This window comes from Pelagivirga sediminicola (assembly GCF_003072125.1).
GTDB classification, from domain to species: domain Bacteria; phylum Pseudomonadota; class Alphaproteobacteria; order Rhodobacterales; family Rhodobacteraceae; genus Roseovarius; species Roseovarius sediminicola.
This window is the reverse complement of sequence record NZ_QCYH01000003.1, coordinates 207,461-234,311: the sequence shown is the minus strand read 5'-3', so window position 1 is coordinate 234,311 and position 26,851 is coordinate 207,461. Positions and strand designations below refer to the sequence as shown.

25 protein-coding genes and 1 pseudogene are annotated in these 26,851 nt (G+C 64.4%); 19 read left to right on the top strand and 7 right to left on the bottom strand.

Annotated elements, in window-relative coordinates; genetic code table 11:
* Positions 1 to 51: 51 nt before the first annotated feature.
* The 5 genes from DC366_RS07410 to DC366_RS07390 all read left to right on the top strand — a co-directional run bounded on the left by DC366_RS07410 (position 52) and on the right by DC366_RS07390 (position 5,506).
* Positions 52 to 387 carry an ArsR/SmtB family transcription factor gene (locus DC366_RS07410; RefSeq protein ID WP_108691558.1) on the top strand — a complete coding sequence of 112 codons (336 nt, stop codon included), beginning with the start codon at positions 52 to 54 and terminating at the stop codon, positions 385 to 387.
* Between the two features lie 39 nt (positions 388 to 426).
* Positions 427 to 1,491 carry a YeeE/YedE family protein gene (locus DC366_RS07405; RefSeq protein ID WP_108691557.1) on the top strand — a complete coding sequence of 355 codons (1,065 nt, stop codon included), beginning with the start codon at positions 427 to 429 and terminating at the stop codon, positions 1,489 to 1,491.
* Between the two features lie 106 nt (positions 1,492 to 1,597).
* Positions 1,598 to 3,340: a PHA/PHB synthase family protein gene (locus DC366_RS07400; protein ID WP_108691556.1), complete on the top strand. Its 1,743-nt coding sequence runs from the start codon at positions 1,598 to 1,600 to the stop codon at positions 3,338 to 3,340.
* A 4-nt stretch (positions 3,341 to 3,344) separates the two neighbouring features.
* Positions 3,345 to 4,340: a bifunctional enoyl-CoA hydratase/phosphate acetyltransferase gene (locus tag DC366_RS07395; RefSeq protein ID WP_108691555.1), complete on the top strand. Its 996-nt coding sequence runs from the start codon at positions 3,345 to 3,347 to the stop codon at positions 4,338 to 4,340.
* Positions 4,337 to 5,506, top strand: a complete 1,170-nt coding sequence (locus tag DC366_RS07390; protein ID WP_108691554.1) for an acetate/propionate family kinase — start codon at positions 4,337 to 4,339, stop codon at positions 5,504 to 5,506. The genes DC366_RS07395 and DC366_RS07390 overlap by 4 nt, the downstream gene beginning before the upstream one ends.
* Positions 5,507 to 5,532: 26 nt before the next feature.
* Here DC366_RS07390 and DC366_RS07385 read toward each other — a convergent pair whose 3' ends face one another.
* On the bottom strand, positions 5,533 to 6,216 hold the full coding sequence (locus tag DC366_RS07385) for a GntR family transcriptional regulator (RefSeq protein WP_108691553.1): 684 nt from the start codon (positions 6,214 to 6,216) through the stop codon (positions 5,533 to 5,535).
* A gap of 334 nt (positions 6,217 to 6,550) precedes the next feature.
* Here DC366_RS07385 and curA point away from each other — a divergent pair.
* Positions 6,551 to 7,552 (top strand): annotated as a pseudogene (gene curA / locus DC366_RS07380) (NADPH-dependent curcumin/dihydrocurcumin reductase).
* A 43-nt stretch (positions 7,553 to 7,595) separates the two neighbouring features.
* Here the strand turns inward: curA and DC366_RS07375 are convergent.
* A complete protein-coding gene (locus tag DC366_RS07375; RefSeq protein WP_108691552.1) occupies positions 7,596 to 8,213 on the bottom strand; it encodes a TetR/AcrR family transcriptional regulator in 618 nt (205 codons plus the stop codon).
* Positions 8,214 to 8,293: 80 nt separating this feature from the next.
* Between DC366_RS07375 and DC366_RS07370 the strand changes: the two genes are divergently transcribed.
* The 5 genes from DC366_RS07370 to DC366_RS07350 are packed head-to-tail and all read left to right on the top strand — an operon-like array spanning position 8,294 to position 17,217.
* Positions 8,294 to 9,859 (top strand): trimethylamine methyltransferase family protein, encoded by a 1,566-nt coding sequence (locus DC366_RS07370; RefSeq protein WP_108691551.1) that lies wholly within the window; start codon positions 8,294 to 8,296, stop codon positions 9,857 to 9,859.
* Positions 9,860 to 9,868: 9 nt separating this feature from the next.
* Positions 9,869 to 11,914 carry an NADH:flavin oxidoreductase gene (locus DC366_RS07365; RefSeq protein ID WP_108691550.1) on the top strand — a complete coding sequence of 682 codons (2,046 nt, stop codon included), beginning with the start codon at positions 9,869 to 9,871 and terminating at the stop codon, positions 11,912 to 11,914.
* A 1-nt stretch (position 11,915) separates the two neighbouring features.
* Positions 11,916 to 12,647 carry an NAD(P)-binding domain-containing protein gene (locus DC366_RS07360; protein WP_243405068.1) on the top strand — a complete coding sequence of 244 codons (732 nt, stop codon included), beginning with the start codon at positions 11,916 to 11,918 and terminating at the stop codon, positions 12,645 to 12,647.
* Positions 12,644 to 14,623 (top strand): oxidoreductase, encoded by a 1,980-nt coding sequence (locus tag DC366_RS07355; RefSeq protein ID WP_108691548.1) that lies wholly within the window; start codon positions 12,644 to 12,646, stop codon positions 14,621 to 14,623. The genes DC366_RS07360 and DC366_RS07355 overlap by 4 nt, the downstream gene beginning before the upstream one ends.
* Positions 14,581 to 17,217 (top strand): molybdopterin-dependent oxidoreductase, encoded by a 2,637-nt coding sequence (locus DC366_RS07350; protein WP_108691721.1) that lies wholly within the window; start codon positions 14,581 to 14,583, stop codon positions 17,215 to 17,217. The genes DC366_RS07355 and DC366_RS07350 overlap by 43 nt, the downstream gene beginning before the upstream one ends.
* A 169-nt stretch (positions 17,218 to 17,386) precedes the next feature.
* Here DC366_RS07350 and DC366_RS07345 read toward each other — a convergent pair whose 3' ends face one another.
* Entirely contained in the window at positions 17,387 to 17,824 is a 438-nt protein-coding gene (locus DC366_RS07345; protein ID WP_108691547.1) for an RrF2 family transcriptional regulator, read from the bottom strand.
* A gap of 81 nt (positions 17,825 to 17,905) precedes the next feature.
* Here DC366_RS07345 and DC366_RS19850 point away from each other — a divergent pair, with 81 nt between their 5' ends.
* The 4 genes from DC366_RS19850 (at position 17,906) to DC366_RS07330 (ending at position 20,481) form a co-directional block, all read left to right on the top strand.
* A complete protein-coding gene (locus DC366_RS19850) occupies positions 17,906 to 18,061 on the top strand; it encodes a hypothetical protein (protein WP_165802869.1) in 156 nt (51 codons plus the stop codon).
* Positions 18,058 to 18,504 (top strand): group III truncated hemoglobin, encoded by a 447-nt coding sequence (locus tag DC366_RS07340; protein ID WP_108691546.1) that lies wholly within the window; start codon positions 18,058 to 18,060, stop codon positions 18,502 to 18,504. The genes DC366_RS19850 and DC366_RS07340 overlap by 4 nt, the downstream gene beginning before the upstream one ends.
* 103 nt (positions 18,505 to 18,607) lie before the next feature.
* Complete coding sequence (locus DC366_RS07335; RefSeq protein ID WP_108691545.1) at positions 18,608 to 19,810, top strand: NnrS family protein; 1,203 nt, start codon at positions 18,608 to 18,610, stop codon at positions 19,808 to 19,810.
* Positions 19,810 to 20,481 (top strand): NnrU family protein, encoded by a 672-nt coding sequence (locus DC366_RS07330; RefSeq protein ID WP_108691544.1) that lies wholly within the window; start codon positions 19,810 to 19,812, stop codon positions 20,479 to 20,481. Before DC366_RS07335 ends, DC366_RS07330 begins: the two co-directional genes overlap by 1 nt.
* A 5-nt stretch (positions 20,482 to 20,486) precedes the next feature.
* Here DC366_RS07330 and DC366_RS07325 read toward each other — a convergent pair whose 3' ends face one another.
* The 3 genes from DC366_RS07325 to DC366_RS07315 form a co-directional block, all read right to left on the bottom strand.
* A complete protein-coding gene (locus DC366_RS07325; protein ID WP_243405066.1) occupies positions 20,487 to 21,233 on the bottom strand; it encodes a formylglycine-generating enzyme family protein in 747 nt (248 codons plus the stop codon).
* A gap of 32 nt (positions 21,234 to 21,265) precedes the next feature.
* On the bottom strand, positions 21,266 to 22,483 hold the full coding sequence (nirK, locus tag DC366_RS07320) for a copper-containing nitrite reductase (protein ID WP_108691543.1): 1,218 nt from the start codon (positions 22,481 to 22,483) through the stop codon (positions 21,266 to 21,268).
* 75 nt (positions 22,484 to 22,558) lie between these two features.
* Positions 22,559 to 22,993 carry a pseudoazurin gene (locus tag DC366_RS07315; RefSeq protein ID WP_165802868.1) on the bottom strand — a complete coding sequence of 145 codons (435 nt, stop codon included), beginning with the start codon at positions 22,991 to 22,993 and terminating at the stop codon, positions 22,559 to 22,561.
* Between the two features lie 181 nt (positions 22,994 to 23,174).
* Here DC366_RS07315 and DC366_RS07310 point away from each other — a divergent pair, with 181 nt between their 5' ends.
* Entirely contained in the window at positions 23,175 to 23,876 is a 702-nt protein-coding gene (locus DC366_RS07310; RefSeq protein WP_108691542.1) for a Crp/Fnr family transcriptional regulator, read from the top strand.
* Here DC366_RS07310 and DC366_RS07305 read toward each other — a convergent pair.
* Entirely contained in the window at positions 23,845 to 24,075 is a 231-nt protein-coding gene (locus tag DC366_RS07305) for a DUF1858 domain-containing protein (protein ID WP_108691541.1), read from the bottom strand. The genes DC366_RS07310 and DC366_RS07305 overlap by 32 nt on opposite strands.
* A 131-nt stretch (positions 24,076 to 24,206) precedes the next feature.
* On the opposite strand from DC366_RS07305, the gene DC366_RS07300 reads away from it, so the two are divergent.
* Genes DC366_RS07300 through DC366_RS07290 form a run of 3 tightly spaced genes read left to right on the top strand, consistent with a single transcriptional unit; the run spans position 24,207 to position 26,846 of the window.
* Positions 24,207 to 24,659, top strand: coding sequence for a c-type cytochrome (locus DC366_RS07300; RefSeq protein ID WP_108691540.1), 453 nt, complete (start codon positions 24,207 to 24,209; stop codon positions 24,657 to 24,659).
* Positions 24,660 to 24,672: 13 nt separating this feature from the next.
* The gene (locus DC366_RS07295; protein WP_108691539.1) at positions 24,673 to 26,043 is read left to right on the top strand and encodes a cbb3-type cytochrome c oxidase subunit I; all 1,371 of its coding nucleotides are present in this window, start codon (positions 24,673 to 24,675) and stop codon (positions 26,041 to 26,043) included.
* A 2-nt stretch (positions 26,044 to 26,045) separates the two neighbouring features.
* On the top strand, positions 26,046 to 26,846 hold the full coding sequence (locus DC366_RS07290) for a CbbQ/NirQ/NorQ/GpvN family protein (RefSeq protein ID WP_108691538.1): 801 nt from the start codon (positions 26,046 to 26,048) through the stop codon (positions 26,844 to 26,846).
* The last annotated feature ends 5 nt before the right edge of the window (positions 26,847 to 26,851 follow it).

Genomic DNA, 26,851 nt, shown 5'->3' with positions numbered 1-26,851 from the left:
GACAAGCCATCCGGTAACTGATTTTCAAAGCAAAACGGACGAGTACTCGAAATGTCACTGCCCGTCATCACCAAGGATATGTCCGGTTCCGAACTCGAACGGATGATGGAGAACGCGCGCAACGCGTCGCAATTCCTGAAAGCGATCAGCCACGAGGGCCGGTTGATGATCCTGTGTCATCTGGCCACCGGCGAGAAATCCGTGACCGAGCTGGAGCAATTGCTGTCGTCGCGTCAAGCCGCCGTGTCGCAGCAATTGGCGCGGCTGCGCAGCGAAGGTCTGGTGGCGCCGCGCCGCGAGGGCAAGGCGATCTACTATCGTTTGACAGATCCGCGCGCCATTCAGATACTTGATCTCGTCTACGATCTGTTCTGCAAAGACACGTGACGCCCTAGCCACCGCCCGTTGTCCTGCGGGAGACGCCAAATGCTGACCTCACTGCCCGATGCCGTGATACTGGCCCTGATCGGTTTTGCCGGAGGGATCATCCTTGGGCTGGCCGCGCGGCTGGGCCGGTTCTGCACGCTGGGCGCGATCGAGGATTACCTCTATCAGGGCGATGGCGTCCGCCTGCGCATGTGGGGTCTGGCCATCGGCATTGCGGGCATCGGCACGTCCGGGCTGGTCGCGCTGGGCGCGCTGGAGCCTGCGCAGACGATCTATCACCTGGCGCCGTGGTCGCCCGCGCTGGGCATTTTCGGCGGGCTGATGTTTGGCTATGGCATGGCGCTGGCGGGAAATTGCGGCTTTGGCGCGCTGGCCCGGTTCGGCGGCGGCGATCTGCGGTCCTTCGTGATCGTGCTGGTCATGGGGATCGCGACGTTTTTCATGCTGTCCGGCCCGTTTGCCCATCTGCGCCTTGCCGCGCTTGAGCTCAGCGACATGCCCACCCCGCTGCGCAGCTATCCCGACGCGCTCGGCGCCGCGACCGGGATCGCGCCGGTCCTGTGGGGTTTTGCGCTCAGCGCCGCGCTGACGGCGTGGATGCTGTGCTCACGCGATTTCCGGCGCAGCCCCAGGGCGGTGACCTGGGGCGCGGCCGTGGGCGTCGCCATCGTCAGCGGCTGGGCGGGAACGCAGTGGGTCGCCAGCGCGCGCCTCGGGGCCTATCCGGTCAACAGTCACACCTTCACCTCGCCCTTGGGCGAAGCGCTCCTGTTCCTGATGACGTCCAGCGGCGGCGGGCTGACCTTCGGGGTCGGCTCGGTCGGCGGGGTGCTGGCGGGCGCGGCGGCGGGCAGCCTTTTCAAGGGGCATTTCCGATGGGAAGCCTGCGAAGACCCGCGCGAGCTGAAACGGCAGGTGCTGGGTGCGGTCCTCATGGGGTTCGGCGCGGCGCTGGCGATGGGCTGCACCATCGGTCAGGGGATCTCCGCGTTCTCACTGTGGACGCTGAACGCGCCTCTCGTCTTTGCCTCGATCTTCGGCGGCGCGGCGCTGGGCCTGCGCCAGCTGATCACCGGGCTGTCCTTTGGCGGAGCGCGGCCCTAGGCGGTTTTCGGCCCTTGGTGCGCCTTTGTGTCGTCTGTTCACTCAGGCGGAAACGTCCCATACTGCCGCCGACAATGCAGCGTCACACTAAGTGGGAGTATGCACGATGAATGACCGGGCGCAAAACAGTGCGGAGACCGGGGCGGCGGAGTTCGACATGCACCGCGTCGCGGCCAATATCGACCGATTGGTTCATGCGAACGTGGCCAGCCGCACGGGCGGGCTGTCGCCGATCGCGCTGAGCCAGGTCTGGTGGGACTGGGCCTCTCATCTGGCCGCCTCGCCGGGGCGCCAGATGGAACTGGCGGCGAAGGCTGCCATGACGGCCGGGCGGCTCATGGATGATGCGATGCGGCTGGATATTCAGGCCGATGACGTGCGCTATCAGGATCCGGCGTGGCAAGGCTGGCCGTTCAACGTGCTGGCCGCCAGCCACAAGGCGCGGCAGGATTGGTGGGCAGAGGCAACCACCGGCCTGCGCGGCATGTCGGACGCGCATGAAAAGGTGGCCGGTTTCGTCGCCCGCCAGATCACCGACATGACCGCGCCGACCAACAGCATTTTCACCAACCCCGAAGTCCAGCGCGAGACTTGGCGCACGGGCGGGCAGAACCTTGTGCGCGGCATGCAGTATCTGCGCGAGGATCTGATGCTGGCCGCAACCGGCCAGCGTCCTGCGGGGATGGAGGGGTACGAGGTGGGCAAGACGCTGGCCACCACGCCCGGCAAGGTGGTCTTTCGCAATAACCTGATGGAGCTGATTCAGTACAGCCCGACCACCGGGCAGGTGCATCCCGAGCCGATCCTGATCGTGCCCGCCTGGATCATGAAATACTATATCCTCGATCTGTCGCCCGAAAATTCGATGATCGGCTGGCTGGTCGGGCAGGGTTTTACCGTCTTCTGTATCTCGTGGCGCAATCCCGGGCCCGCGGATCGCGATCTGGGGATGGACGATTACCTGAATCAGGGCGTCATGGCCGCGTTGGACGCAGTCGCGAAAGTGGTGCCGGACCAGAAGATTCACGCGACCGGCTATTGCCTTGGCGGCACCCTTCTGACGATCGCGGCAGCCGCGATGGGGCGCGACGGCGATGACCGGCTGGCCAGCGTCAGCCTGCTGGCCGCGCAGGCCGATTTCACCGACGCGGGCGAGCTGACGCTGTTCATCAACGACAGCCAGCTTGCGCTGCTGGAAGACATGATGTGGAAGCAGGGCGTCCTGAAGGCCGAGCAGATGGCAGGCACCTTCCAGATGCTCAAATCCAACGATCTGATCTGGAGCCGCATGATACGCGAATACATGCTGGGCAAGCGGGGTGAGCCGAACGATCTGATGGCATGGAACGCCGATGCAACGCGGATGCCCTACCGGATGCATTCGGATTATCTGCGGCGTCTGTTTCTCAACAACGATCTGGCCGAAGGCCGTTTCGACGTCAACGGCAAGGCAGTGGCCCTGACCGATATCGCCGGTCCCATCTTTGCCGTCGGAACCGAGCGGGACCATGTCGCGCCCTGGAAATCGGCCTATCACATTCAGCGCCTGACAGACACCGACGTGACATTCGCGCTGGTCAGCGGCGGCCATAACGGCGGTATCGTGTCGCAACCGGGCCGCGCGGGCCGTCATTTCCGGCTGCACACCACCCGGCATGGTGATGTCTATCTGGACGCGGATACATGGGCCGAAACTGCAGCGCGGCACGAAGGGTCATGGTGGACTGCCTGGCGCGACTGGCTGGTTGCGCATTCTGGCCCGCTGGGCAAAGCTCCGGCAATGGGCGCGCCGAAGGCGGGGCTGAAACCGCTCTGCGATGCGCCCGGCGACTACGTAATGCAGGAGTAGCAAAGTGACCTTGCCCCCCGATCAGATTGCCTCGCCTCTGGCGTTGGACCAGCCGCCCGCGCACGAGCGGGGCGCGCGCCATCGCCAACTGGTGGGCGCGGCTCGCGACCGGGGCGCGATCAGCGTCGCGGTCATCCACCCGTGCGATGCGCTGTCGCTGGGCGGTGCGCTGGCCGCGCGCGATGCGGGGCTGATCCATCCCGTTCTGGTCGGCCCGCCCGACCGGATCAACGGCGCCGCAGATGCTGCCGGTCTGTCGCTGGAAGGGTTGGAGATTGTTTCCGCGCCGCACAGCCACGCCTCGGCCGAGGCTGCGGTCGCACTGGCCTGCGCGGGCAAGGTCGAGGCATTGATGAAGGGCGCGCTGCACACCGATGAGGTGATGGAGGCGGTGCTGGACAAACAGGTCGGGCTGCGCACCGAGCGGCGCATCACCCACATCTTCGCGCTGGACGTGCCTTATTACTCCAAGCCGCTTTTCATCACCGACGCCGCGATCAATATCGAGCCTGACCTGCAGGTCAAACGCGACATCGTCCAGAACGCCATCGACCTGGCCCATGCGCTTGGCATCGATGAACCGAAGGTGGCGGTGCTGTCGGCGGTCGAAACGGTGACGCCCGCAATCCGCTCGACCGTCGATGCCGCCGCCTTGTGCAAGATGGCGGACCGGGGGCAGATCACCGGCGGGCTGGTGGACGGCCCGCTGGCCTTTGACAACGCGGTATCGACCGAAGCCGCGCGCATGAAGGGCATCACGTCCGATGTCGCGGGCCTCGCCGATATCCTCGTGGCGCCGGATCTGGTTTCGGGCAACATGATCGCCAAGCAGCTGGTGTATCTGGCCGGCGCGCAATCGGCGGGCTTGGCGCTGGGCGCGCGGGTGCCGGTCATCCTGACCAGCCGGTCGGACGATCAGGACGCGCGCATCGCCTCCGCCGCGCTGGCGTGCCTTTTCGTGGCGCATCAGCGGACCCGCGCAAAAAGGCCCCCGATGTGACCGGAACGATCCTTGTCCTGAACGTCGGCTCATCCTCGATCAAGTTTGCCGCCTATCCGGTGCACGCCTTGCAACCCGCGTTGCAGGGCGCCTTGACGGGTATGGGCACCGGCAAGCCCGAGCTGGAGATCGACACCGATCATGGCGGCCTCTTCGATCCGGCGCCCGCCCCCCCGGACCTGCCCGAGGAGGAGCTGCTGGCGTTCCTGCTGGGCCTTCTGGCCGAGCGTCTGAGCGGCATCGTCGCGGTCGGGCACCGCATCGTGCATGGCGGGCGCAGCCATACCGCGCCCGTTCTGCTGACCGACGCGATAATTGCCGACCTGCAGGCCCTCGTGCCGCTGGCCCCGCTGCATGAGCCCCACAACCTGCACGGCGTCGCGGCAGCGCGGCGGATCTGGCCCGAGGCCGCGCAAGTCGGCTGTTTCGACACGGCGTTTCACCGGACCCAGCCGGAAGTCGCGCAGCGTTTCGCCATCCCCGGTGATCTGCACGATGCGGGCATCCAGCGCTACGGATTTCACGGACTGTCCTATCAGTTCATCGCAGGCAGCCTGCCCGATCATATCGGCAGCTTGGCGGCGGGGCGGGTCATCGTGGCGCATCTGGGCAACGGCGCCAGCCTGTGCGCGATGAAGGAGGGAAAGAGCGTTGCCACGACCATGGGCATGACCGCGCTGGACGGGCTGGTAATGGGCACGCGCTCGGGCGCGATCGATCCGGGTGCGGTGCTGCATCTGCTGGACGCACACGCGATGAGCTCGGCCGAGGTCAGCGATCTGCTCTATACCCGGTCGGGCCTGCGCGGCGTGTCGGGGCTGAGCGGCGATCTGCGCGTTCTGGAGGCGTCGACGGATCCGAACGCGGAGCTGGCGCAAGCGCTGTTCGCCTATCGCGCGCAGCAGGAAATCGGGGCGCTGGCCGCTTCCCTCGGCGGGCTGGACGCGCTGGTTTTCACTGCCGGGATCGGTCAGTTTTCCGCCACCATGCGCGCGCGCATCTGCGAGGGAATGGGCTGGATCGGACTGGATCTGGACCCCGGGGCGAACAGCCGCAACGCGATCCATCTGCAACGCGACGACAGCCCCGTTCGTATCCTCGCGCTGCCCACCGATGAGGAAATCGTGATCTTCCGGGCCACCCGCGGGTTCATCTCAGAAGGCTGACGCAGCTATGGGCGCCGCGCCGGGGATCAGCCGCGTGCAGTGTCGGCGGACCCTACGGAAATATGCGCGATGATACTGTCGACAGAGGATGATATATCGACCGAAATATGACGCCGCGCCTCGCCGGGCCGCTGGTCGCGGATGGCGTCCAGCACCAGGTAATGACGGTCGATCATGTCGCGCCCGCCGAGGCTGTAAAAGGACGAGATCGGCGGCCCGATCTGCAACCACAAGCCGCTGAGCAGGCCGCGCAGCACCGGCATATCGGCCATGTCGACCAGGCTGAAATGAAACTGCTTGTTGAGGCGGACGGCGTTTTGCCAGTTGCCGCTTGCGATCGCTTCCTCATTCTCGTCGATGTTGCGGCGCATCGCGACCAGATCATCCTCCGTGCGCCTGCGCGCGGCGCGGTCCGCAGCCAGCCCTTCCAGCTCCAGCCGGATTTCGGCAATCTCGCGATACCTGTCGCTGGTGATCACCGGCACCCGGATATCGCGCGGCCCGCGCTGTTCCAGCGCGTTTTCCAGCAGCAGCCGCTTGACCGCATCCCGCACGGGGGTCGAGCTGATCTCGAGCATGTCCGCAAGGCTGCGAATGGTCAGCTTTTCGCCGGGCCGGAACGCGCCGCTGACGATGGCATTGGCGATCCTCTCATAGGCGACATCCCCCAGATACGCCTGGCTGATCGCCGCAAGACCTTCCTGTGTCAAAAAAACGCCCTCATGCGACTTTGCCCATGCCTCTCTACAATTCGCACCAATCCATTTTGGACAGGTGCGGGTCCGGAATTACTTGGTATTTATGATGCATCATGCTTGACGCGTAAAGTCTGGACATACGGTCCTGAGGCTGGATCCCGGCCGAGGCACTAACCGATGCCCCAACGCCGCCCCATTGAACTTCGCTCTTTTCATCACAGCTTTGAAGGGAGCCGCATGGTCGCGGCGCATGTTCCTGTGCGCGCGGCCATGCCCCGATCCGCTGCCGGGCACCGTCGCGTGGTGGCCCGGTCGGCAGGTTCGGCCAAACATGAAGGATGACAAGATGACGCAATCACCCGATCACAACCGCAAATTCGTATTGGCAGAGCGCCCCAAGGGCGCGCCCGACGACAACACCCTCCGCCTTGAGACCGGAGACATCCCGACACCGGGCAAGGGCCAGATGCTTTTGCGAAACGAATATCTGTCGCTTGACCCCTACATGCGCGGCCGGATGAGCGACGCGCCCTCCTATGCCAACCCGGTGCAGATTGGTGATGTGATGGTCGGCGGGACGGTCGCGACGGTCGTGTCGTCGGATGTCGAGGGCTTTGCCGAGGGCGACTGGGTGTCGGCCTTCGGCACCGGCGTCATCAACATGGGCAAGGCGCCGGATCATCCGTCCTGGGCGCTGGGCGTGCTGGGCATGCCGGGCCTGACCGCGTGAGCGGGCCTGACGCAGATCGGCCAGCCGCAAAAGGGCGAAACGCTGGTCGTCGCCGGTGCCAGCGGACCGGTGGGCGCCACTGTCGGCCAGATCGGCAAGGTGCTGGGCTTGCATGTTGTCGGCATTGCAGGCGGTCCCGAGAAATGCAGCCATGTGGTTGATACGCTCGGGTTCGATGCGTGCATCGACTACAAGGCAGAGGGGTTTCCGGACGCGCTGAAGGCGGCGGTGCCGGAGGGCATCGACATCTATTACGAGAATGTCGGCGGCGCGGTGTTCGACGCGGTGATGCCGCTGCTCAATACCTTGGCGCGTATCCCGGTCTGCGGCTTGATCTCGCAATACAATGCCACGTCGCTGCCCGATGGGCCGGACCGGCTGAGCCTGCTGATGGGCACGATCCTGCGCAAGCGGATGACGCTGCGCGGCTTCATCGTGTTTGACGATTTCGGCCATTTGTATACCGAATTCGCCGAGCAGATGGGCGCATGGGTCAGCGACGGCAAGGTCAAATACCGCGAGGAGATGATCCAAGGGCTGGAGCGCGCGCCGGAGGCGTTCATCGGTCTGCTGGAAGGCGAGGCATTCGGCAAGCGCGTTGTGAAACTGCGCGATTGATCCGGCCGCCGCGTGTCCGCTCAGGCGGGCATGCGGCGCGCTTTCAGCCCGGCTCGTGCCGCGCGCGGAAGCGGTCCATTTCGGACGCGCTGGGCATCCAGCCGGTGAAGACGCGGACATAATCGGCCATGCGCGCAAATCGCGGCTCGCGCTCTTCGCAGACCTGCATCGAGATATATCCGATCTGCGTATAGATCATGGTCAACGTCCGCACCTCGGCGTCCGCGGGCGCATAGCCGAAACGCAGAAACATCGCCTCGATCGCGGTCTTGCGGCGGGCGTCGGCACGCTCCAGCCGCGCCGCCAGCGCGGCATCGTTCCGCGCCCAGTTGCGGATTGCCAGATCCAGCCGCGAATCGAACAGCGAATCGTCCAGCCAGCAATCGAAAAGGTTCAGAACCGCCTCGCAGATCGTCTCGGCATAGGCGTCGCAACGGGCGACCAGATTGCCGGTGTTCTTGTCTTCCCAATAGGCGATCATCGCTTCCAGCAGGGCCTCGCGATCCGAAAAATGCCAGTAAAATCCGCTGCGTGTCACGCCCATCCGCTTGGCAAGCGGCATGATTTTCACCGCCTCGACGCCGTCTTCGGTCAGCACGTCATAGGCCGCCTTGAGCCAGGCTTCCTGCGGGGCGCGGGGCGGATCGGTGACAATGTTCATCCCGGCAGGATCGAATTTATTGACAGGTATGTCAATTCTCTGGACAGTCGTGTCAGCAGAGCTGAGTCGGGGATAGCCACATGAACCTGGTTGACGAAGGACGCAAGCCACGCAGGCGCCCGCGCGGCGGCGAGCCGCGCAGTGGCGCCCCTGGCCAGAACCCTCATCTGGAGGTGCCGTTCATCACGCGCGGCATCCCCCCTTATGACCTGCTGGGCGAGGACGCGCTGCAAAAGATAGAGGTGACGGCGGGCCGCATCTTGGCCGAAATCGGCATGGAATTCCGCGAGGATCCGGAGGCGGTGCGCCTCTTTCGCGAGGCAGGGGCCGAGGTAACCGAACTGGGCCGCGACGCGTGGAGGCTGAAATTCGCGCCCGGCATGATCCGCGAGATCCTGAAAACCGCGCCAGCCCGCTTTACCCAGCACGCCCGCAGTCCGGCCCGCAATGTCGAGATCGGCGGCGATGCGGTGGTCTTTGCACCGGCTTACGGCTCGCCCTTCGTGATGGATCTGGACAAGGGGCGCCGCTACGGCACGATCGAGGATTTCCGCAATTTCGTAAAACTCGCGCAGTCCAGCCCGTGGCTGCACCATTCCGGCGGCACCATTTGCGAGCCGACCGATATCGCCGTCAACAAGCGCCATCTGGACATGGTGTATTCCCATATCCGCTATTCCGACCGGGGCTTTCTTGGCTCGATCACCGCGCCCGAGCGGGCCGAGGACAGTATCGAGATGTGCCGCATTCTGTTTGGCGATGGTTTCGTCGATGCAAACTGCGTCATCATGGGCAATTTCAACACCACGTCGCCGCTGGTTCTGGACGGCGTCACCACGCGGGGCATCCGCGCCTATGCCGCCGCGAACCAGGGCTCGATCCACCTGCCGTTCCTTCTGGGCGGGGCGGTGTCGCCGCTGACAATGGCCGGATCGGTGGCGCAGTGCCTGGCCGAGTCCATGACCTCCTGCGCGCTGACGCAGCTGGTGCGCCCCGGCGCGCCTGTGGTGCTAGGATCGTTCCTGTCGTCAATGTCGCTGCGCTCCGGCTCGCCCACCTTCGGCACGCCGGAGCCTGCGCTGGGATCGCTGGTGATGGGGCAACTGGCACGCCGGGCAAACCTGCCGCTGCGCTGCGCCGGCAATTTCAGCACGTCGAAGCTGCCCGATGCGCAGGCGATGCAGCAAAGCATGATGTCGATGATGTCGGCGGTGCAATGCGGCGCCAATTACATCTTGCACTCCGCCGGATTCCTCGACGGGCTTTTGTCGATGTCCTATGAGAAATTCATGATGGACACCGATCTGTGCGGCATGCTGCACGCCTATCTGAAAGGCATCAGCGTGGACGATGATACGCTGGCCTTCGATGCGCTGGCCGAAAAGGGTCCGGGCGAGCATCTGTTCTCCACCGCCCACGTTCTGCGTCACTATCAGAGCGCCTATTACGACAGCGCGCTGGACGACAACCAGCCGTGGGAGACGTGGGACGAACAGGGCGGGATCGACGCCGCCACCCGCGCCAATACCCGCTGGAAGGCGCAACTGAACACTTACGAGGCGCCGCCGCTGGACCCCGGCATCGACGCGGCGCTTCAGGATTTCATGGCTCGGCGCAAGGCGTCGATGCCGGACGCTTGGTATTAAGGAAAAGGCATGACCAAAGACCCCCTCTTGCAGCCCTATCAGCTGAAGCATCTGACGCTGAAAAACCGCATCATGACCACCAGTCACGAGCCTGCCTATCCCGAGGATGGCATGCCGAAAGAGCGCTATGCCGCCTACCACGCCGAGCGGGCCAAGGCGGGCGTTGCGCTGGCCATGACCGCCGGGTCGGCCGCTGTCAGCAAGGACAGCCCGCCGGTGTTCAACAACGTGCTGGCCTACAAGGACGAGGTGGTGCCGTGGATCCAGAAACTGACAGATGGCTGCCACGAACATGGCTGCGCGGTGATGATCCAGCTGACCCATCTGGGTCGCCGCACGAACTGGAACAAGGGTGACTGGCTGCCGTCAGTATCCTCTACCAAGCACCGCGAACCGGCGCATCGCGCCTTTCCCAAGCTGCTGGAGGATTGGGATATCGAGCGGATCATCAACGATTTCGCCGATGCCGCCGAGCGGATGAAGGCCGGCGGCATGGACGGGATCGAGATCCAGTGCTATGGCCATCTGCTCGATCAGCTGTGGTCGCCGCTGACCAACGACCTGACCGGGCCGTATGGCGCCGATACGCTGGAAAATCGGCTGCGTTTCCCGATGGATGTGCTGGAGGCGATCCGCAAGCGGGTGGGCGACGATTTCATCCTCGGCCTGCGCTATACCGCCGATGAGGTGCAGAAGGGCGGCATTGATGCCGCCGAGGGCATCGAGATTTCCAAGCGCCTCGCCAAGTCCGGCCTGGTCGACTTCCTCAACGTGATCCGGGGCCGCATCCATACCGATCCGGCCATGACCGACGTCATCCCGGTGCAGGGCATGGCCAGCGCGCCACACCTCGATTTCGCGGGCGAGGTGCGCAAGGCCACCGGCATGCCCACCTTCCACGCTGCGCGCATCCCCGATGTGGCGACCGCCCGCCATGCCGTTGCCGATGGCCTGCTGGACATGGTCGGCATGACCCGCGCGCATATGGCCGATCCGCATATCGTCCGCAAGATCATCGAGGGCCGCGAGGAGGATATCCGCCCCTGCGTCGGCGCCACCTTCTGCCTTGACCGGATCTATCAGGCCGGCGATGCGCTGTGCATTCATAACGCCGCGACGGGCCGCGAGCTGACCATGCCGCATGACATCGCTCCTGCGGACACCCGCAAGAAAGTGGTGATCGTCGGTGCCGGCCCCGGCGGCCTTGAAGCCGCGCGCGTCGCTGCCGAGCGCGGCCATGACGTGACCGTGTTCGAGGCCGCCGCCGACCCCGGCGGCCAGATCCGCCTGACGGCGCAAAGCAAGCGCCGCCGGGAGATGATCGGCATCATCGACTGGCGCATGGCACAATGCGCCGCGCGCGACGTGACCTTTCATTTCAACACCTTCGCCGAGGCGGATGACGTCACCGCGCTGAACCCCGATGTTGTCATCATCGCCACCGGCGGGCTGCCCAACACCGAGCTGTTCGAGAAGGGCCGGGAAGCGCCGCATGTCGTCACCGCGTGGGACATCATCTCGGGCGACGTGAAACCCGCCGAGAACATCCTGATCTATGACGAGAGCGGCGACCACCCCGCGCTTCAGGCCGCCGAAATGGCGGTGGAGGCGGGCGCGACGGTCGAGGTGATGACCCCCGATCGCGTCTTTGCCCCGGACATCATGGCAATGAATCTGGTCCCCTATATGCGCAGCCTACAGGGCAAGGGGGTGACATTCACCGTCACCCGCCGCCTTTTGGGCGTCGCGCGGGATGGCAACAAGCTGACCGCGACGATCGGCACCGATTACAGCGATCTGAAAGAGGAAGCCCAGTACGATCAGGTGGTCGTCAACTATGGCACCCTGCCGCTGGACGATCTCTATTTCGAGTTGCGCGACCTGTCCACGAACGGCGGCGCGCTGGATCATGAGGCGTTGATCGAGGGGCGGCCCCAGACGGTTGTGCGCAACCCGGACGGCCGGTTCCAGCTGTTCCGCATCGGCGATGCGGTGTCGGCGCGCAATACCCATGCGGCGATCTACGACGCGCTGCGGCTGCTCAAGGATATCTGACATGCGCATCGGGGTCATCGGCACCGGCACCATCGCCTCGGCGGTGGTGGAGGGGATCGCTGGGGACGGGCACGACATCGCGGTGTCGCGGCGCAGCGCGGTGCAGTCCGCGCGGCTGGCGCAGATGTTTGACAATGTCACCGTGCACGACAATCAGGCGGTGCTGGATCGCAGCGACGTGATCTTCCTTGGACTGATGGCGAATGCGGCGGCGGAAATCCTCGCTCCGCTGACGTTTCGCGCGGATCAGCGCGTGATTTCGCTGATGGCCGATTGCCCGCTGGAGCGCGTCGCGCAGATGGCCCTTCCGGCGCAGGCGGCAGCGGTGATGATCCCGTTTCCAGGCATCGCGCAAGGCGGCTCGCCTGCCTTGGGCTATGGCGATACGGATTTGCTGCAAGAGCTGTTCGGCGCGCGCAACACGATCTTTGCGCTGAGCTCGGAGGCCGAGCTTGCCGCCTATAATTGCGCGCAGGCGGTGCTGTCGCCCGCCGTGCGCCTAGTGGCGGACGCGGCCGACTGGCTGGGCACGCGGGTAGAGGACCGGGCGCAGGGCGAGGCGTTCTTGCGCGCGCTGGTCGGCTCCAGCCTGATGGGATCGGACTGCGCGACCTTGCTTGCCGCGCTGAACACGCCCGGCGGCTATAACCAGCGGTTGCGCGAGCACATGACAGACAGCGGCATGGGCGGCGCGCTGACCGAAGGGCTGGACAATCTGGAGCGCGGCGCATGAGTTTCGATCACGTGGTCAAGCCGGTTCGCCTGCGCCACAAGACGCTGAAGAACCGCGTCGTCTTTGGCGCGCACACCGCCAACATGGCCGACAATGGCCTGCCCGGCGCCCAGCATCTGGCCTATTACGAGGAGCGCGCGATCGGCGGCGCCGCCATGATCGTGGTCGAGCCGATGGCCGTGCACCCTGCCGCCGTGCTGACGCGCGGCAATTTCCGCGTCGGCACCGATGACGTCATCCCGCATTTCCGCAAGATCACCGAGGCCTGCCATGCCCATGGCACAGTGATGATCCAGCAACTCTACCACATCGGCGCCCATGGCGACGGCGACAATTCATGGCACGCGCATTGGTCGCCCTCGGGCGGGCCCAGCTATCACGACAGCGACGGCAGCCACGAAATGAGCGAGGCCGAGATCGAGGAAACCATTGACGGTTTCGTTCAGGCCGCGATCCGCTGCCAGAAGGCGGGCTTTGACGGGGTCGAGGTCTGGGCGGCGTATCATGGCCTGCTCGATCAGTTCTGGACGCCGTTTTCCAACCAGCGGACCGATCGGTGGGGCGGCAGCCTTGAGAACCGCATGCGCGCGTCGCGCGAGGTGCTGACGCGTATCCGCGCGGCCTGTGGCGACGATTTCATCATCGGTTTGGCGGTCAATGACGAGCCCGATGTGAAGGCCGCGCTCGACCGCGAGGAAACCACGGAGATTGTATCGCTGCTCGATGCCGAGGGGCTGATGGATTACGTCACCTGCGGCAGCGGCGGCTATTTCGATTTCTACAAGCTGATGCCCACCTTCCTCTACGGCGAAAAGCTGGGTGTCGATCTGGCTGCGATGCTGAAAGGCGTGGTGAAAAACGCGCTTGTCACCGCCGAAAGCCATATTCGCACGCCGGAGAACGCCAATACCGTGCTGGGCGCGAATGAGGCGGATCTGGTGTCGATCGTGCGCGGCCAGATCGCCGATCCGCATCTGGTGGCCAAGGCCGAGGCGGGGCGCGAGGACGATATTCGCGGCTGCATCTCCTGCAATCAGCAATGCTGGGGTCGGCGCAGCCGCGATTATTACATCTCCTGCCTGATCAATCCGTCGGCCGGGCACGAATATCTCTGGGGCGGCGATCGCTTTACCGCCAGCCCCGCGCCCGCGTCGGTGCTGGTCGTCGGCGGCGGTCCGGCGGGATTGGAGGCCGCGCGCGTGGCCGCCGAGCGGGGGCATCGCGTGACACTGGCCGAGGCGGGGCCGGAAATCGGCGGTCAGTTCCGCCTTGCAGGGCTTCAGCCGCGGCGCGGTCAGATCACCGATCTGATCGGCTGGTATCAGCGCCAGTTGGAGCAGCTCGGCGTCGATCTGCGCTACAACTGCTACATGGACGCGGATGACATCGCGGCCTTCGGCGCGGGTCACGTGATCCTTGCCACCGGATCGCTGCCCGCCGGAACCGGGTTTCAGCGCGCGCTGCCGCATCTGCCCGAATTGCCGGGGCTGGCCAATGGCAACGTGGTCTCCGCCGAGGATGTGATGATGCGCGCCGCGCGCCCCGGCCACCGCGTGATCGTGCTGGACGAGGGCGGCAACTGGCGCGGCTGCGGCACCGCGTTGCGACTGGCCGAGGATGGGCACGAGGTGACGCTGGTCACGCCCGACGCGCTGGTCGGCAAGGAGCTGCAACGCTCGGCGACCGACTGGCCGCTGCGCCGCGCGCTGGCGCAGAAGGGCGCGCGGTTTGTCACCGATGCGGCGATTGCCGAATGGACGGGATCGGCGGCGCGGGTGGTGTCGCTGCTGACCGGCGACGCGCAGATGATCGAGGCCGATACGCTGGTGATGGCCACGACGAACGTCGCCGATGCGTCCCTGCGGCACGATCTGGAGGCGGGCGGGCTGGCCTACCGGCAGATCGGCGATGCAAGCGCCCCGCGCAATGCGGCATTCGCCATTTTCGACGGTCGCAAGGCCGGGCTGGAGATCTGACAGCCGCGCTGGCGGGGCTGGATCCGAACTCGTTCACGCGGGATCGCATATTCCACGCCAGCCATTTCGGCCCGTTCGAGGCCGTGGTGAAGGACGGCAAGTTGATCAACGTCAACTCCGTCCCCGAGCTGGATGCCAAGCCGACCGAGATGCTGATGTACGGCGTCAAGGACCGCACCTATGACAAAAGCCGCATCAACTATCCGATGGTGCGCAAATCCTATCTGGACAACTGGCAGACCGGCGACACCAAGCCAGAGCTGCGCGGCAAGGAGCCGTATGTGCGCGTCGATTGGGACACCGCCTTCAGCCTGACCGCCAAGGCGCTGCTGGACACCGCCACCGATCACGGCAACGAGGCGATCTTCAGCTCGTCCTATGGCGGCTGGGCCAACGCGGGCAACTTCCGCCCGAACGTGATGCAGGGCCGTCTGCTGAACCTTATCGGCGGCTGCACCAACACCCAGGGCGACTGGTCCGCTGGCGCCAGCCAGATCAGCCTGCCGCGCGTGATCGGCGATATGGAGGTTTATTCCGCCCAGACCGCGTGGGAGGTCATCCGCGACAATACCGAGGTTTTCGTTCTGGTCGGCTGTGATCCGGTCAAGAACAACCGCATCGAATATACCGTCGCCGACCACCAGATGTCCGGCCCTTGGGCGCAGATCCGTGATGCGGGAACCAAGTTCATCTCGATCAACCCGCAGCGCACCCCGTCGGACGAGTATCTGGATGCCGATTGGGTCCAGATCATCCCGAACACCGACGTCGCACTGTTCACCGCGATGGCCTATCACGTCCTCGACAAGGGGCTGGAAGACCGCGAGTATCTGGAGAAATACACCGTCGGTTCCGAGCAGTGGATCGAATACGTTCAGGGCAAGCGGGACGACACGCCCAAGACGCCCGATTGGGCCGAGGAGATCACCGGCATTCCGGCGGACAAGATCCGCGAGCTGGCCGAACTGCTGGCCACCAAGCGCACCGAGATCGCCGGCGCATGGTCGCTGCAGCGCGCCCAGCACGGCGAGATGACCCACTGGGCCATCGTCAACTTCTCCGCGCTCTGCGGCCAGATCGGCAAACCCGGCGGCGGCGTCGGATTCTCGTGGCATTATGGCTCGGGCGGCATGCCGCAGTCTGGCAAATCCACGCCCACCGGCCTCAGCCAGGGCCGCAACTGGGTCAAGGGTATCTGCCCGGCCAGCCGCATCACCGAGATGCTGGAAAACCCCGGCGGCGATTTCATCTATAACGGCATGACCGGCACCTATCCGGACGTGAAGATGATCTATAACGCCGGCAACAACTTCATGTCGCACCAGCAGGACACGAACCGTCTGATCCGCGCGCTGGAGAAGGTGGATCACATCGTCAGCGTCGATGTCTGGTGGACCGCCGCGACGCGCTGGGCCGACATCGTGCTGCCGGCCTGCTCGACGCTGGAGCGCGACGACATCAGCATCGGCGGCACCTATTCCAACGACAAGGTCTATGCGATGAAGCAGGTGATCGAGCCCGTCGGCGAAAGCATGTCGGACTATCACATCTGCGAGGGTCTGGCCGACAAGCTGGGCCTGTGGACCCAGTTCACCGATGGCTATGAGCTGATCGACCATATCCAGCAAGCCTACGAGCGCTCGGCCGCGTCCAAGGACGTCCCGTTCGAGGAGTTCTGGGAAAAGGGCTATGCCCGCCAGGAGGTGCCGGAAGAGGCGCGTAAATGGGTGCGTCACGGCGATTTCTACAACGATCCCGAAAACCACCCGCTGCACACCAGCTCGGGCAAGATCGAGATGTTCTGCGAGGAAATCGAGCTCATGGGGATCGAGGATTGCCCCGGCATGCCGGTCTGGATGGAAAAGCACGAATATCTGGGCAACGCCAGGGAGGGACAGCTGCACGTGGTCAGCCCGCACCCGTGGTATCGCCTGCACAGCCAGATGGACCAGTCTGAAACGCTGCGCGATCTCTACAAGATCCAGGGCCGCGAGCCTGCCCGCATCAACCGGCAGGACGCCGAGGCGCGCGGCATCGAGGATGGCGATCTGATCGAGCTCTACAACGACCGCGGCACGATCATCGTCGGTGCGATCCTGTCCGATGACATCATGCCGGGCGTCGTGTCCGTCTACGAGGGCGGCTGGCCGTCGCTGGACAGCAAGGGGCGCTGCAACTCGGGGCTGGTCAACTTCCTGACCTCGACGCAGCGGTCCTCGGGGCTGTCACAGGCGACATCGGCCAACACGGTGCTGTGCGAGATGCGCAAATGCGAGGATCCCGAAGGCCCGAACATGGCTTACGAAAAGCCCGAGATCATCGAGGATTACGAGCTTGCCGAGATCGACGAGGATCTTCTGGACCTCGATCGCGTCTATGACATCACCGAATCGCTGCTGGCCGATGCCACACCGGGCGAGAAGATCTTCTACGAGCGTTGCACCGTCTGCCACGGCCCGCGCGAAGCGTCGCACTTTACCCAGAACCAATGGAAGGGCATCACCCCGTCGATGTTCCCTCGCGCCGGTCTGGACGAGAACGAGGCGACGCTGGTCATGGAATTCCTGATGGAGAACGCGTCCGACGCGATGTAGCATTGAAAAAGGGTGCGGGCCGCGATGCCGGGCCGCACCCGAAGTCGCGGCCTGATCTAAAGCGTTTCGCGAAAAACCTGAATCACCGATTTTCGCGAAACGCGCGCGACATATCAGCGCCGTGTGCATTTCACCTTTATCTGATGTCTCAGGGTAAAGGCGAAACGCTTTAGTCAGGCTGCGCGTTCAGCAATGCGCCCAATGCGCGCCGTGCCTTGGTGGCGTCGGTCAGCGTATAGCGGTCAAGCGTGCTGAAAAACGCCTCCTGCGCCTCGGCCAGCGGCGCTCGCAAGCCGCAGGCAGGCAGGATGAGGCAGGATTTGTCTGGCCCGAAACACTCGACCACCGGCTCGCCGCGTTTCATCGCCCGCACGACGGATCCCAGCGTAATCTCGCCCGGATCGCGCGCCAGCGTCAGACCGCCATTGCGCCCCCGCTCGGAAATCACGAAACCTTCGCGCACCAGATGCGTTGCCACCTTGGACAGGTGGTGGTCGGACAGCCCGAACACCCCCGCGATTTCGGATGTGGGCACCCGTGCGGGCGATCTGATCGCCAGCGTCACAAGGACGCGCAGGGCATAGTCCGTGAATTTGTCCAACTGCATAAGAACATATTTAGCATTTACAGTGCGCAATAAAAAGCGTTATAAATTAGGCACTGAAAATACCTATTAAGGAGCGCGTCGATGAAACTAGCCGATGCAATTTTATGGCCGGGCACCAAGGTGTGCGAGCGCATGGGCGTCGATCCCACCGCCGATGGCGGGCTTTTGCGCTGGATGTTCAACACGCTCTTTTATCTGGTGGTCTGCCTGATCGTGGTCTGGATCATCGTGATATGAGCCTGCCGCCGCGTATTCCCGTGACCGGGGCGCAGATCGACAAGGTCGTCGCCCGGTTTTATACCCGCGTGCGCGCGCATCCGCAGCTTGGCCCGGTATTTGCCGCCCATGTCAACGATTGGCCCGCCCACGAGGAAAAGATCGGCCGGTTCTGGCGCAATGCGCTGCTGTTCGAGCGGAGCTATGACGGCAACCCGATGCAGATCCACAAGGCGGCCGGAAATGTCCGCGCTGCCCATTTTCCGATCTGGCTGGCGCTGTTTGACGAGGTGCTGGAACAGGAGGTTCCCGGACATATCGCGCTTGCATGGTCCACGCTCGCGCACCGCATCGGACGCGGGCTCAGCTATGGCCTGCCGCCCGAGGAGGGGGCGAGCAGCGTCCCGGATCTGCGCGGTCTCGGGGCCGGGATGTCCCCTGCGGCCCAAACCGGCCAGAAATGATGATGCACGAATAATCGGCCGCTGATATCCGGCCAGTAACAGCTTGGCGCCGGGCGCGGATCGACCGCACACCGCGGCGCCGTTTCAATCAAGGAGACGGGCGATGACGACCCGAACAGCCGAACAGATGCGCCGCTGGCAGGGTCCCGCCCTGCTGTCCTTCGGGTTCCGCCCGTTTTTCCTGGGCGGGGCCGTCTGGGCCGCGCTTGCGATGGTCCTGTGGATACTGATGCTGACCGGCGCCGTGGCGTTCGAGCCGCGCTTTGATCCGGTGTCATGGCACGCGCATGAGTTTCTTTTCGGAACGCTGGGCGCGATCATTGCGGGCTTCCTTCTGACTGCGGTGCCGAACTGGACGGGGCGCTTGCCGGTGACGGGCTGGTGGCTGGGCGCGCTGGCGCTGTTGTGGCTGGCGGGCCGCGCGGCGGTCACGCTGCCCGGCGATATGCCCCGGAGCGTCGTCGCGGCGGTCGATGTGGCATTTCCCATCGCGCTGGGCGCCGTCATCCTGCGCGAGATCGTGGCGGGCAAGAACTGGCGCAACCTGCCTGTGCTGATCCTGCTGGCGGTCTTTGCACTGGCCAATGCCCTTTTTCACATCGATGCCGCCGCTGGCCGATTTGCCGCGCAGGGCATCGGGCTGCGTCTGGGTCTTGCCGCGGCAATCTTGATGATCGCGCTGATCGGCGGGCGCGTCGTGCCCAGCTTCACGCGCAACTGGCTGGCCGCGCAGGGCGATCCCGCACGGCCCGCGCCGCCGATGCAGCGCTATGACAAGGCCACACTGGTGGTGACAATCGCGGCGCTGCTTTTGTGGGTCGCGGTCCCGGCGGGCGCGGCGACGGGGGTCGCGTTGCTCGTCGTTGCCGCCGCGCATTTCGGGCGCCTTGCGCGCTGGTATGGCTGGCGCACCGCCGCCGAGCCGCTGGTGACGGTGCTGCATCTTGGCTACGCCTTCGTGCCCCTGGGCGCGGCGGCGCTGGGCATCGGAGTGCTGTGGCCGGATCTGCTGCCGATCGCGGGGGCGCAGCATTTGTGGATGGCGGGGGCCATCGGCCTGATGACGCTGGCGGTGATGACGCGCGCGACGCTGGGCCATACCGGCCGCGCGCTGCATGCCGGGCCGGGCACGGTCGCGATCTACGCGGCGGTGATCCTGTCGGTTCTGGCGCGGCTGGCCGAGGATATGTGGCCCGGTTTGCCGCTGCTTGAGCTGGCGGCGCTGTGCTGGATCGGGGCGTTCGGGGGATACGCGGTGCTTTACGGTCCGATGCTGCTGATCGCCAAGCCGGGCAAGGCGCGGTAATGGGCTGGACGTGGTTTGCGCTGGCCTTCGTTGCCTTCTTTGCCAGCCACAGCATACCGCTGCGCCCGCCCGTGCGGGCGCGGTTGGTGTCCGCGCTGGGCAGGCGCGGCTTCACGCTGGCCTATTCCGCGCTGTCGCTGGCCGCGCTGGCGTGGCTGATCGCGGCGGCGGCAAACGCGCCCTATGTGGGCCTCTGGCCGCGCGCCGCGTGGCAAAACTGGGTGCCGCTGGTGGCGATGGGGGCCGTTTGCGTGATGTCATCCTTCGGCGCGGCGCGGCCCAATCCGCTGTCATTCGGCGGGGCGCGGAACGGCGACTTTGACGCGAACCATCCCGGTATCCTGCGCTGGATGCGGCATCCGCTGCTGATGGCGGCGGCGCTCTGGGCCGGGGCGCATATGGTGCCCAACGGCGATCTGGCGCATATCATCCTCTTCGGCGTGTTCGCTGTCTTTGCCGTGCTGGGAATGCGCATCGTCGATCGCCGCAAGCGCCGCGAGATGGGCGCCGAAGAGTGGCAGGCACTGCGCAGGCGCATTGCAAACGGTCCGCTCGTGCCGCGCCCTGCCTCATGGCGCGGCGTGGCGGTGCGTCTGCTGCTGGCGGTGGGGATTTATGTCGCGCTGCTGGCGCTGCACCCGGTGATCCTGGGCGTGTCGCCCCTGCCGTGAGCGGGTTACGAGCGCGGCGCGTTGTCGGTGACCAGACGCATGCCCAAATGGGCCGGCGGCGTGCCGACGGCGCAGCCGCCGCGCGCCGGATCCCGCTCCAGATAGGACATTGCGGCCATGTGGATGCCTGCGACCCAGAAGGCCGGGCAGCGGTCCGGGCGCGCCGGTGCGCCAGATCCGGCATAGCAATCGTCGGTCCATTCCCAGACCGAGCCGTCCAGATCGGCAATGCCGTCTTCGGTGGTCGAAAAACTGCCCGAGGGGCGCAGCGCGCGGGGCAGTTCGGCCTCGAGCATATAGGCGGACGCCCAGCTGAGCCGCGGATCGGTAAAGATCGGATCGGGTGTGTCGGGGATAACGCTTTCGGCCATCGCGGACCATTCGGCCACGCGCGGCAGGCGGAACGCGTGCCCGGTGGTATCGTTCAGCCAGGCCACATATTCCTGCGTGTCGGGATAGCTGAGGCCGGTGGCCGGCGTCGTATCCGGATCCTGATCGGGGCGCGTGACCAGCCAAAGACCGCAGCCGCCCGCGTCATGGCAGGTGTTCCATTCGCTGACGGTGACTTCGTGGCGCTGCACCCAGAGGGCGGCGTCCTGGCCGATGGGCCCGACCATGTCGGGCATCAGGGCCGAATTGAATTGCGGGGCGGGGCCGCGTGTCATCCACGCGGCCCCGCCGGCAAGGGCACCGGCCGCCACGGTCAGAGCTGCTACAGATATGATGATCTTCGAGCGGCTCTGGCGGGTCATGGCGATCGGTCCTTCTTATCTTCGGTCGGGTGTCATGATTGGATCGGGCGCGGTGCCGCGACCTGTTCCATAAGGTCGTTGTTCCATTCGCCGTCGACCACGAAGTGGGCGGTGGCGCCCAGAAGGGCCGCTTCGATCAGGTTGTGGTTGACGTAGGCATAGACGCCCGGCTGCTCGAACTTGTACATCGCCGCCACCGCGCTGCCGCCGCGGACGAACCATGTTTCCATGTTGGTCAGTGGCGGATCGCTGAACGAGCTTTCCCAGACATAATCGCCATGTCCGCCGATCAGGTGCGGGCGGCTGTCGCGGTTGGACTGGTTATGCACCATCAGGATGTTCTCGCCGACCTTGGCCCGCAAGGCGCGCGCGCCCGTCAGTGCCCCGACCGACCCGTTGAAGACCGAATGTGTCGGCACAAGCGTGCGCATCGCATCCAGAGACTCGGCATAGTCGTCGCCGGCATTGGCGTAGGTCTTGTAGGTGCCATCGGGGTTCTTGGGCAGGTAGTAGTCCTGCTCGCCCAGATAGGCGATGTCGTCATAGGTCAGCGAATTGCCTTCGGCATCCTTCAGTCCGTCGCGCGGCAGCACCATGACGGCGCCGTTCATGCCGTGGCAGACGTGGTAGGGAATCATCGCACCGCCGGGGGCGCAGTGATAGGTAAAGCAGCCCGGCTTGGTCGCCTTCCAGCGAAGGACGCATTCCTCGCCCGGATAGATGTGGGTCAAGCCGCCACCGCCCAGCGCGCCGGTCGAGGCGTGAAAGTCGATGTTGTGCTCAAGCTGGTTCTTGCCAAGGCTTTTCAGCGTCAGCTCGACATAGTCGCCCTCGTGCACGATGATCAGCGGGCCGGGGACCGACCCGTTATAGGTCATCGCCCAGATCGACGCGCCGGTATCTTCATCGACGACCATCAGGCGTTCGTCGACGACCATTTCGACTTCGACGATCTTGGGGCCGCCCGTGGCGACCTGCTCGTGCTGGGGCGCGAAGGGCGGGCGCACCATTTTCTGTTTGACGCGCTCATAGCCGGACATATCGGCCGGCTCGGCTGCCTGCATCTCGCGCAGCTGTACCTTGATGGCGTTGCTGTCGGGCATCTGGGTGCGCGGCGGCGCGAGCGGCTGGCGCATGGTTGCGGCAGTGGCGAAACCGCCGGTCAGGGCCGCGGCGCCTGCAAGGGCGGTGCCGCGCAGGATGTTGCGCCGGCCCGGCGATTGCGGTTTGTCTTGATGCGAATTTGTCATGTCACTCTCCGTAGATGAGTATTTTGGCTGGGGTCCGAACCGGCCCCCGAAAGGGCCGATCCGGAAATCCTGGCGTCACAGGTTGCTGAGCTGCTCTTCAAAGCGTTCCTTGGCTTTCTTGGGCAGGCGGCCTTCCAGGTAATCAGCAGGCATTTCGACGTCTTCGCCGACAGCCACCGTCATCACCATGCCCATTGCGAAGTGGGGCAGGCATTTGACGCCGTAAAGACCTTCGACATCGAAGGTGACGTCGATTTCCTCGTTGATCTTGCCTTTGAAGCCTTCGGCGCCTTCGGGCATCATCTCGTCCATGCTTTCGGCATTGTGGCTTTTGTCGGTGGGAATGAATTTCACTGTGTCGCCGGGAGCGATCTGAACGAACGCGGGCTCGAACACCATTGTGCCGGCTTCGCCTCTGTTCAGCATGTGCACTTCGACTGTTTCGGCCCAAGCAGCGCCTGAAAGCAGCATTGCGGCGGCGGCGATTGTTGCGCTTGTCTTGTTGAACATCTTGTCTTCCTCTTGGTTGCTTGTTGGCTCACCCCGGACCTAATGGCGCTTGCGCACCGTCACATTGTCCTAGCGCAAACTTTCGAACTCTTTTGCGTCGGCTGTTGCCCGATTGAAATCAGCCCTCGGAATCCGGTGGCCGAAGGGCTACGAAGGGGGGATGCCGAGGAAGTGAAGAAACATGCGTAAACTTGATGAAAGCCTGCTGACCCATTTGCCGCCCTTCTCCGAGCTGGGCCGCGAGCAGATCCGCGAGATCCTGGATCGTGCGACACCGCAGCGCTACGATACCGGCGACACCGTCTTTCATGAGGGCGAAGAGGCCGGGCGATTCTTTTTGCTGCTGGACGGATATGTCCGCGTTGTCCGTATGACGGCCGAAGGCGAGCATGTGACCGTGCTGCATATCGCGGCCGGGCAGCTTTTCGGAATCGCCGCGGCCCTTGGCAATGAGCGTTATCCCGCCAGTGCCGTCGCGGCGTCCGATACTATCGCGCTGGGCTGGCCGATGCGGCTGTGGCATGATTTCACGGCGACCTATCCCGGCTTTGCCGCCAGCGGCTACAAGACCGTCGGCAACCGGATGGAGGAAATTCACAAGCGCGTCGTCGAAATGGCGACGCAGCAGGTTGAGCAGCGCGTCGCGAACGCGCTATTGCGGCTGATCACCCAGATGGGCCGCCGCACAGATGCAGGCATCGAGGTGGACTTTCCCATAACCCGGCAGGATCTGTCCGAGATGACCGGCACGACATTGCATACCGTCAGCCGTCTGCTGAGCGCGTGGGAAAAGCGCGGGATCGTCGAAAGCAAGCGCAAGCACATCATGGTGCGCGAGCCGCATCAGTTGGTCATGTTGGCTGAACCGGCCGTTTCGAGCTGATCGCGTTTTGCAGTTCGCGGCGAAACTCACTCTCGTCCAGGTGGTATTCCATGCACGCATCCTCGATCGTGTGAAACGGGCCGACGCGGCACCCGACGCAATGCATTCCGTGGCGCAGAAACACCTGCACGGTTTCCGGCCATGTACTCATAATCTCTGAAAGTGTGCGATCGAGGCCGCCGCCTTGGTCAAAATTCATCTTCCGGCCCTCCCAAAAGCCAAAAGCAGAATGTCACGATCAATCGGGCGGAACTTTGCGGTTGCGCAAACTCTGTTGAAGGGGTCATTGATAGGACGTCACCGACTGCAACCAGAAAGGGAGGCCCGCGCATGGCCGAATTCCTGACCAAGTCGCGGGCGCGCAATATATTCTACGGTGGATCGATCTTTTTCGTCCTCGTGTTTATTGCGCTGGCCGTGCAAAGCCACCACTTCGTCGTCACCAAATCCACGGCCGGCGCCCCGCTGACCGAGGAGGTCGCACATGGCAAGGCCGTGTGGGAGCGCCACAGCTGCATCAACTGTCACACATTGCATGGCGAGGGCGCGTATTTCGCCCCCGAGCTGGGCAACGTGATGACCCGCTGGGGCGTCATGGACGACCCTGAAGGCGCCTTCGAGATTCTCGACGCCTGGATCGAGGCACAGCCCAGCGGCATCGAGGGCCGCCGCCAGATGCCCCATTTCGTGATGACCGAAGAGGACAAGCGCGGACTGGCCGAATTCCTGCGCTGGGCCGATCAGACCGATACCCAGGGCTGGCCGCCCAACGATGCCGGCTAAGGAGGCATATAAAATGAAGTACAAGACACAACAGATTGCCTATGCCTATTTCCTGTGCGCGATGGCACTCTTTGCCGTGCAGGTTCTGGGCGGGCTGACCATCGGCTGGATCTATGTTCAGCCCAACTTCCTGGCGGAGACGTTCCCGTTCCACATCATCCGCATGATCCACACCAACGCGTTGGTCGTCTGGCTGCTGCTGGGCTTCTTCGGGGCCGCCTATTTCATGGTGCCCGAAGAATCCGAGCGCGAGATCTGGTCGCCGACACTGGCCTATGTCCAGCTGGCGCTGATGATGGTCGGCACGCTGGGCGCCGTGGCCGGATACCTTGTGGGCATCCACGAAGGCCGCGAGTTCCTGGAGCAGCCGCTCTGGGTCAAGCTCGGTATTCTGGTGGCTGCCGTCATCTTCCTGATCAACATCTCGATGACGGTGCTGGCGGGGCGCAAGACCGCGATCACGGGCGTTCTGCTGATGGGTCTGTGGCTGCTGTCGCTGCTGTGGATCTTTGCCTTCATCAACCCCGAGAACCTGAGCCTGGACAAGATGTACTGGTGGTTCGTCATTCACCTGTGGGTCGAAGGCACATGGGAACTTGTGATGGCCGCGATCCTTGCGTTCCTGCTGCTCAAGCTGACGGGCGTGGACCGCGAGGTGATCGAGAAATGGCTTTATGTCATCGTCGCCACCGCGCTGTTCACGGGGATTCTCGGCACCGGGCACCACTACTTCTGGATCGGTCTGCCGGGCTATTGGCAGTGGATCGGCAGTATCTTTGGTGCGCTGGAGATCATCCCGTTCTTCCTGATGATGTCCTTTGCCTTCGTCATGGTCTGGAAGGGCCGCCGCAACCACCCCAACAAGGCCGCGCTGTTGTGGTCGCTGGGCTCTGCCACCGTCGCGTTCTTTGGCGCGGGCGTGTGGGGCGTGCTGCACAACATGCATGGCGTGAACTTCTACAGCCACGGCACGCAGATCACCGCGGCGCATGGTCACCTGGCGTTCTACGGCGCCTACGTGGCGATGAACCTTGCGATCATCACCTACGCGATGCCGCTGCTGCGAAACCGCGAGCCGTATAACCAGGTGCTGAACATGGGCTCCTTCTGGCTGATGACGGGGGGCATGGCGTTCATGACCTTCACGCTGACCTTCGCGGGTGTCATCCAGACGCATATGCAGCGGGTGCTGGGCTACTACTTCATGGAAGTCCAGGACGAGCTGGGGCTGTTCTACATCATGCGCTTCATCGCCGGAGCGGCTGTTGTGGCGGGTGCCTTGCTGTTCATCTACGCGATCCTAGTGCATCGCCGCCGCGAGGTGGTGGCGCCCGGCCGGGCCAATCCGGCATCGGCAACCTCTGATCCGATCGTGGGGAAATGACCATGAACGCCCATGCAGGAACACCCAAGAGCGTGCCTTATTACGCCGAGACGGGCAATGAATGCGCCCTGTTCAACGCGGCCCACAAAAACGGTTTGCCCCTTCTTCTGAAGGGGCCGACCGGCTGCGGCAAGACACGGTTCGTCGAGCATATGGCGGCCCAGTCGGGCCGGCGGCTCTATACCGTGGCGTGCCATGACGATCTGACGGCGGCGGACCTGATCGGCCGCTATCTTCTGCGCGGCGGCCAGACCGAATGGGTCGACGGCCCGCTGACCCGCGCGGTGCGCGAGGGCGCCATCTGCTATCTCGACGAGGTGGTGGAGGCGCGCAAGGACGTCGCCGTGGTGCTGCACCCGCTGACCGACAACCGCCGCACCCTGATGATCGACCGCACCGGCGAAGAGCTGCAGGCCCCTCCCGGTTTCATGCTGATCGCCAGCTACAACCCCGGTTATCAGAACGTGCTGAAGCGAATGAAGCCGTCCACGCGCCAGCGCTTTCTTGCCATCACCTTCGGCTTTCCGGACCCGGACACCGAAATAAAGGTTGTGTCCGAGGAAAGCGGGCTGGAGCCGGGCCGCGTCGCGCCTTTGGTGCGGCTGGGCGGGCATATCCGCAACCTTTCGGGCATGGACCTGGAAGAGGGCGTATCGACCCGCCTGCTGATCTATGCAGCCACGCTGATGGCGGGCGGCATGGGTGTGGAAAAGGCGCTGGAGGCTGCGGTGATCGAGCCGCTGACCGACGATGCCGACATCCAGACCGCCCTGCGCGATCTGGTCGCGACAGTCTACGGATAGAACGA

What these genes read in the sequence shown, in the direction of transcription:
- DC366_RS07410 (WP_108691558.1), top strand. Translation starts at nt 52, where the DNA reads ATGTCACTGCCCGTCATCACCAAGGATATGTCCGGTTCCGAACTCGAA.
- DC366_RS07405 (WP_108691557.1), top strand. Translation starts at nt 427, where the DNA reads ATGCTGACCTCACTGCCCGATGCCGTGATACTGGCCCTGATCGGTTTT.
- DC366_RS07400 (WP_108691556.1), top strand. Translation starts at nt 1,598, where the DNA reads ATGAATGACCGGGCGCAAAACAGTGCGGAGACCGGGGCGGCGGAGTTC.
- DC366_RS07375 (WP_108691552.1), bottom strand. Translation starts at nt 8,213, where the DNA reads ATGAACATTGTCACCGATCCGCCCCGCGCCCCGCAGGAAGCCTGGCTC.
- DC366_RS07370 (WP_108691551.1), top strand. Translation starts at nt 8,294, where the DNA reads ATGAACCTGGTTGACGAAGGACGCAAGCCACGCAGGCGCCCGCGCGGC.
- DC366_RS07365 (WP_108691550.1), top strand. Translation starts at nt 9,869, where the DNA reads ATGACCAAAGACCCCCTCTTGCAGCCCTATCAGCTGAAGCATCTGACG.
- DC366_RS07360 (WP_243405068.1), top strand. Translation starts at nt 11,916, where the DNA reads ATGCGCATCGGGGTCATCGGCACCGGCACCATCGCCTCGGCGGTGGTG.
- DC366_RS07355 (WP_108691548.1), top strand. Translation starts at nt 12,644, where the DNA reads ATGAGTTTCGATCACGTGGTCAAGCCGGTTCGCCTGCGCCACAAGACG.
- DC366_RS07345 (WP_108691547.1), bottom strand. Translation starts at nt 17,824, where the DNA reads ATGCAGTTGGACAAATTCACGGACTATGCCCTGCGCGTCCTTGTGACG.
- DC366_RS19850 (WP_165802869.1), top strand. Translation starts at nt 17,906, where the DNA reads ATGAAACTAGCCGATGCAATTTTATGGCCGGGCACCAAGGTGTGCGAG.
- DC366_RS07340 (WP_108691546.1), top strand. Translation starts at nt 18,058, where the DNA reads ATGAGCCTGCCGCCGCGTATTCCCGTGACCGGGGCGCAGATCGACAAG.
- DC366_RS07335 (WP_108691545.1), top strand. Translation starts at nt 18,608, where the DNA reads ATGACGACCCGAACAGCCGAACAGATGCGCCGCTGGCAGGGTCCCGCC.
- DC366_RS07330 (WP_108691544.1), top strand. Translation starts at nt 19,810, where the DNA reads ATGGGCTGGACGTGGTTTGCGCTGGCCTTCGTTGCCTTCTTTGCCAGC.
- DC366_RS07325 (WP_243405066.1), bottom strand. Translation starts at nt 21,233, where the DNA reads ATGACCCGCCAGAGCCGCTCGAAGATCATCATATCTGTAGCAGCTCTG.
- nirK (WP_108691543.1), bottom strand. Translation starts at nt 22,483, where the DNA reads ATGACAAATTCGCATCAAGACAAACCGCAATCGCCGGGCCGGCGCAAC.
- DC366_RS07315 (WP_165802868.1), bottom strand. Translation starts at nt 22,993, where the DNA reads ATGTTCAACAAGACAAGCGCAACAATCGCCGCCGCCGCAATGCTGCTT.
- DC366_RS07310 (WP_108691542.1), top strand. Translation starts at nt 23,175, where the DNA reads ATGCGTAAACTTGATGAAAGCCTGCTGACCCATTTGCCGCCCTTCTCC.
- DC366_RS07305 (WP_108691541.1), bottom strand. Translation starts at nt 24,075, where the DNA reads ATGAATTTTGACCAAGGCGGCGGCCTCGATCGCACACTTTCAGAGATT.
- DC366_RS07300 (WP_108691540.1), top strand. Translation starts at nt 24,207, where the DNA reads ATGGCCGAATTCCTGACCAAGTCGCGGGCGCGCAATATATTCTACGGT.
- DC366_RS07295 (WP_108691539.1), top strand. Translation starts at nt 24,673, where the DNA reads ATGAAGTACAAGACACAACAGATTGCCTATGCCTATTTCCTGTGCGCG.
- DC366_RS07290 (WP_108691538.1), top strand. Translation starts at nt 26,046, where the DNA reads ATGAACGCCCATGCAGGAACACCCAAGAGCGTGCCTTATTACGCCGAG.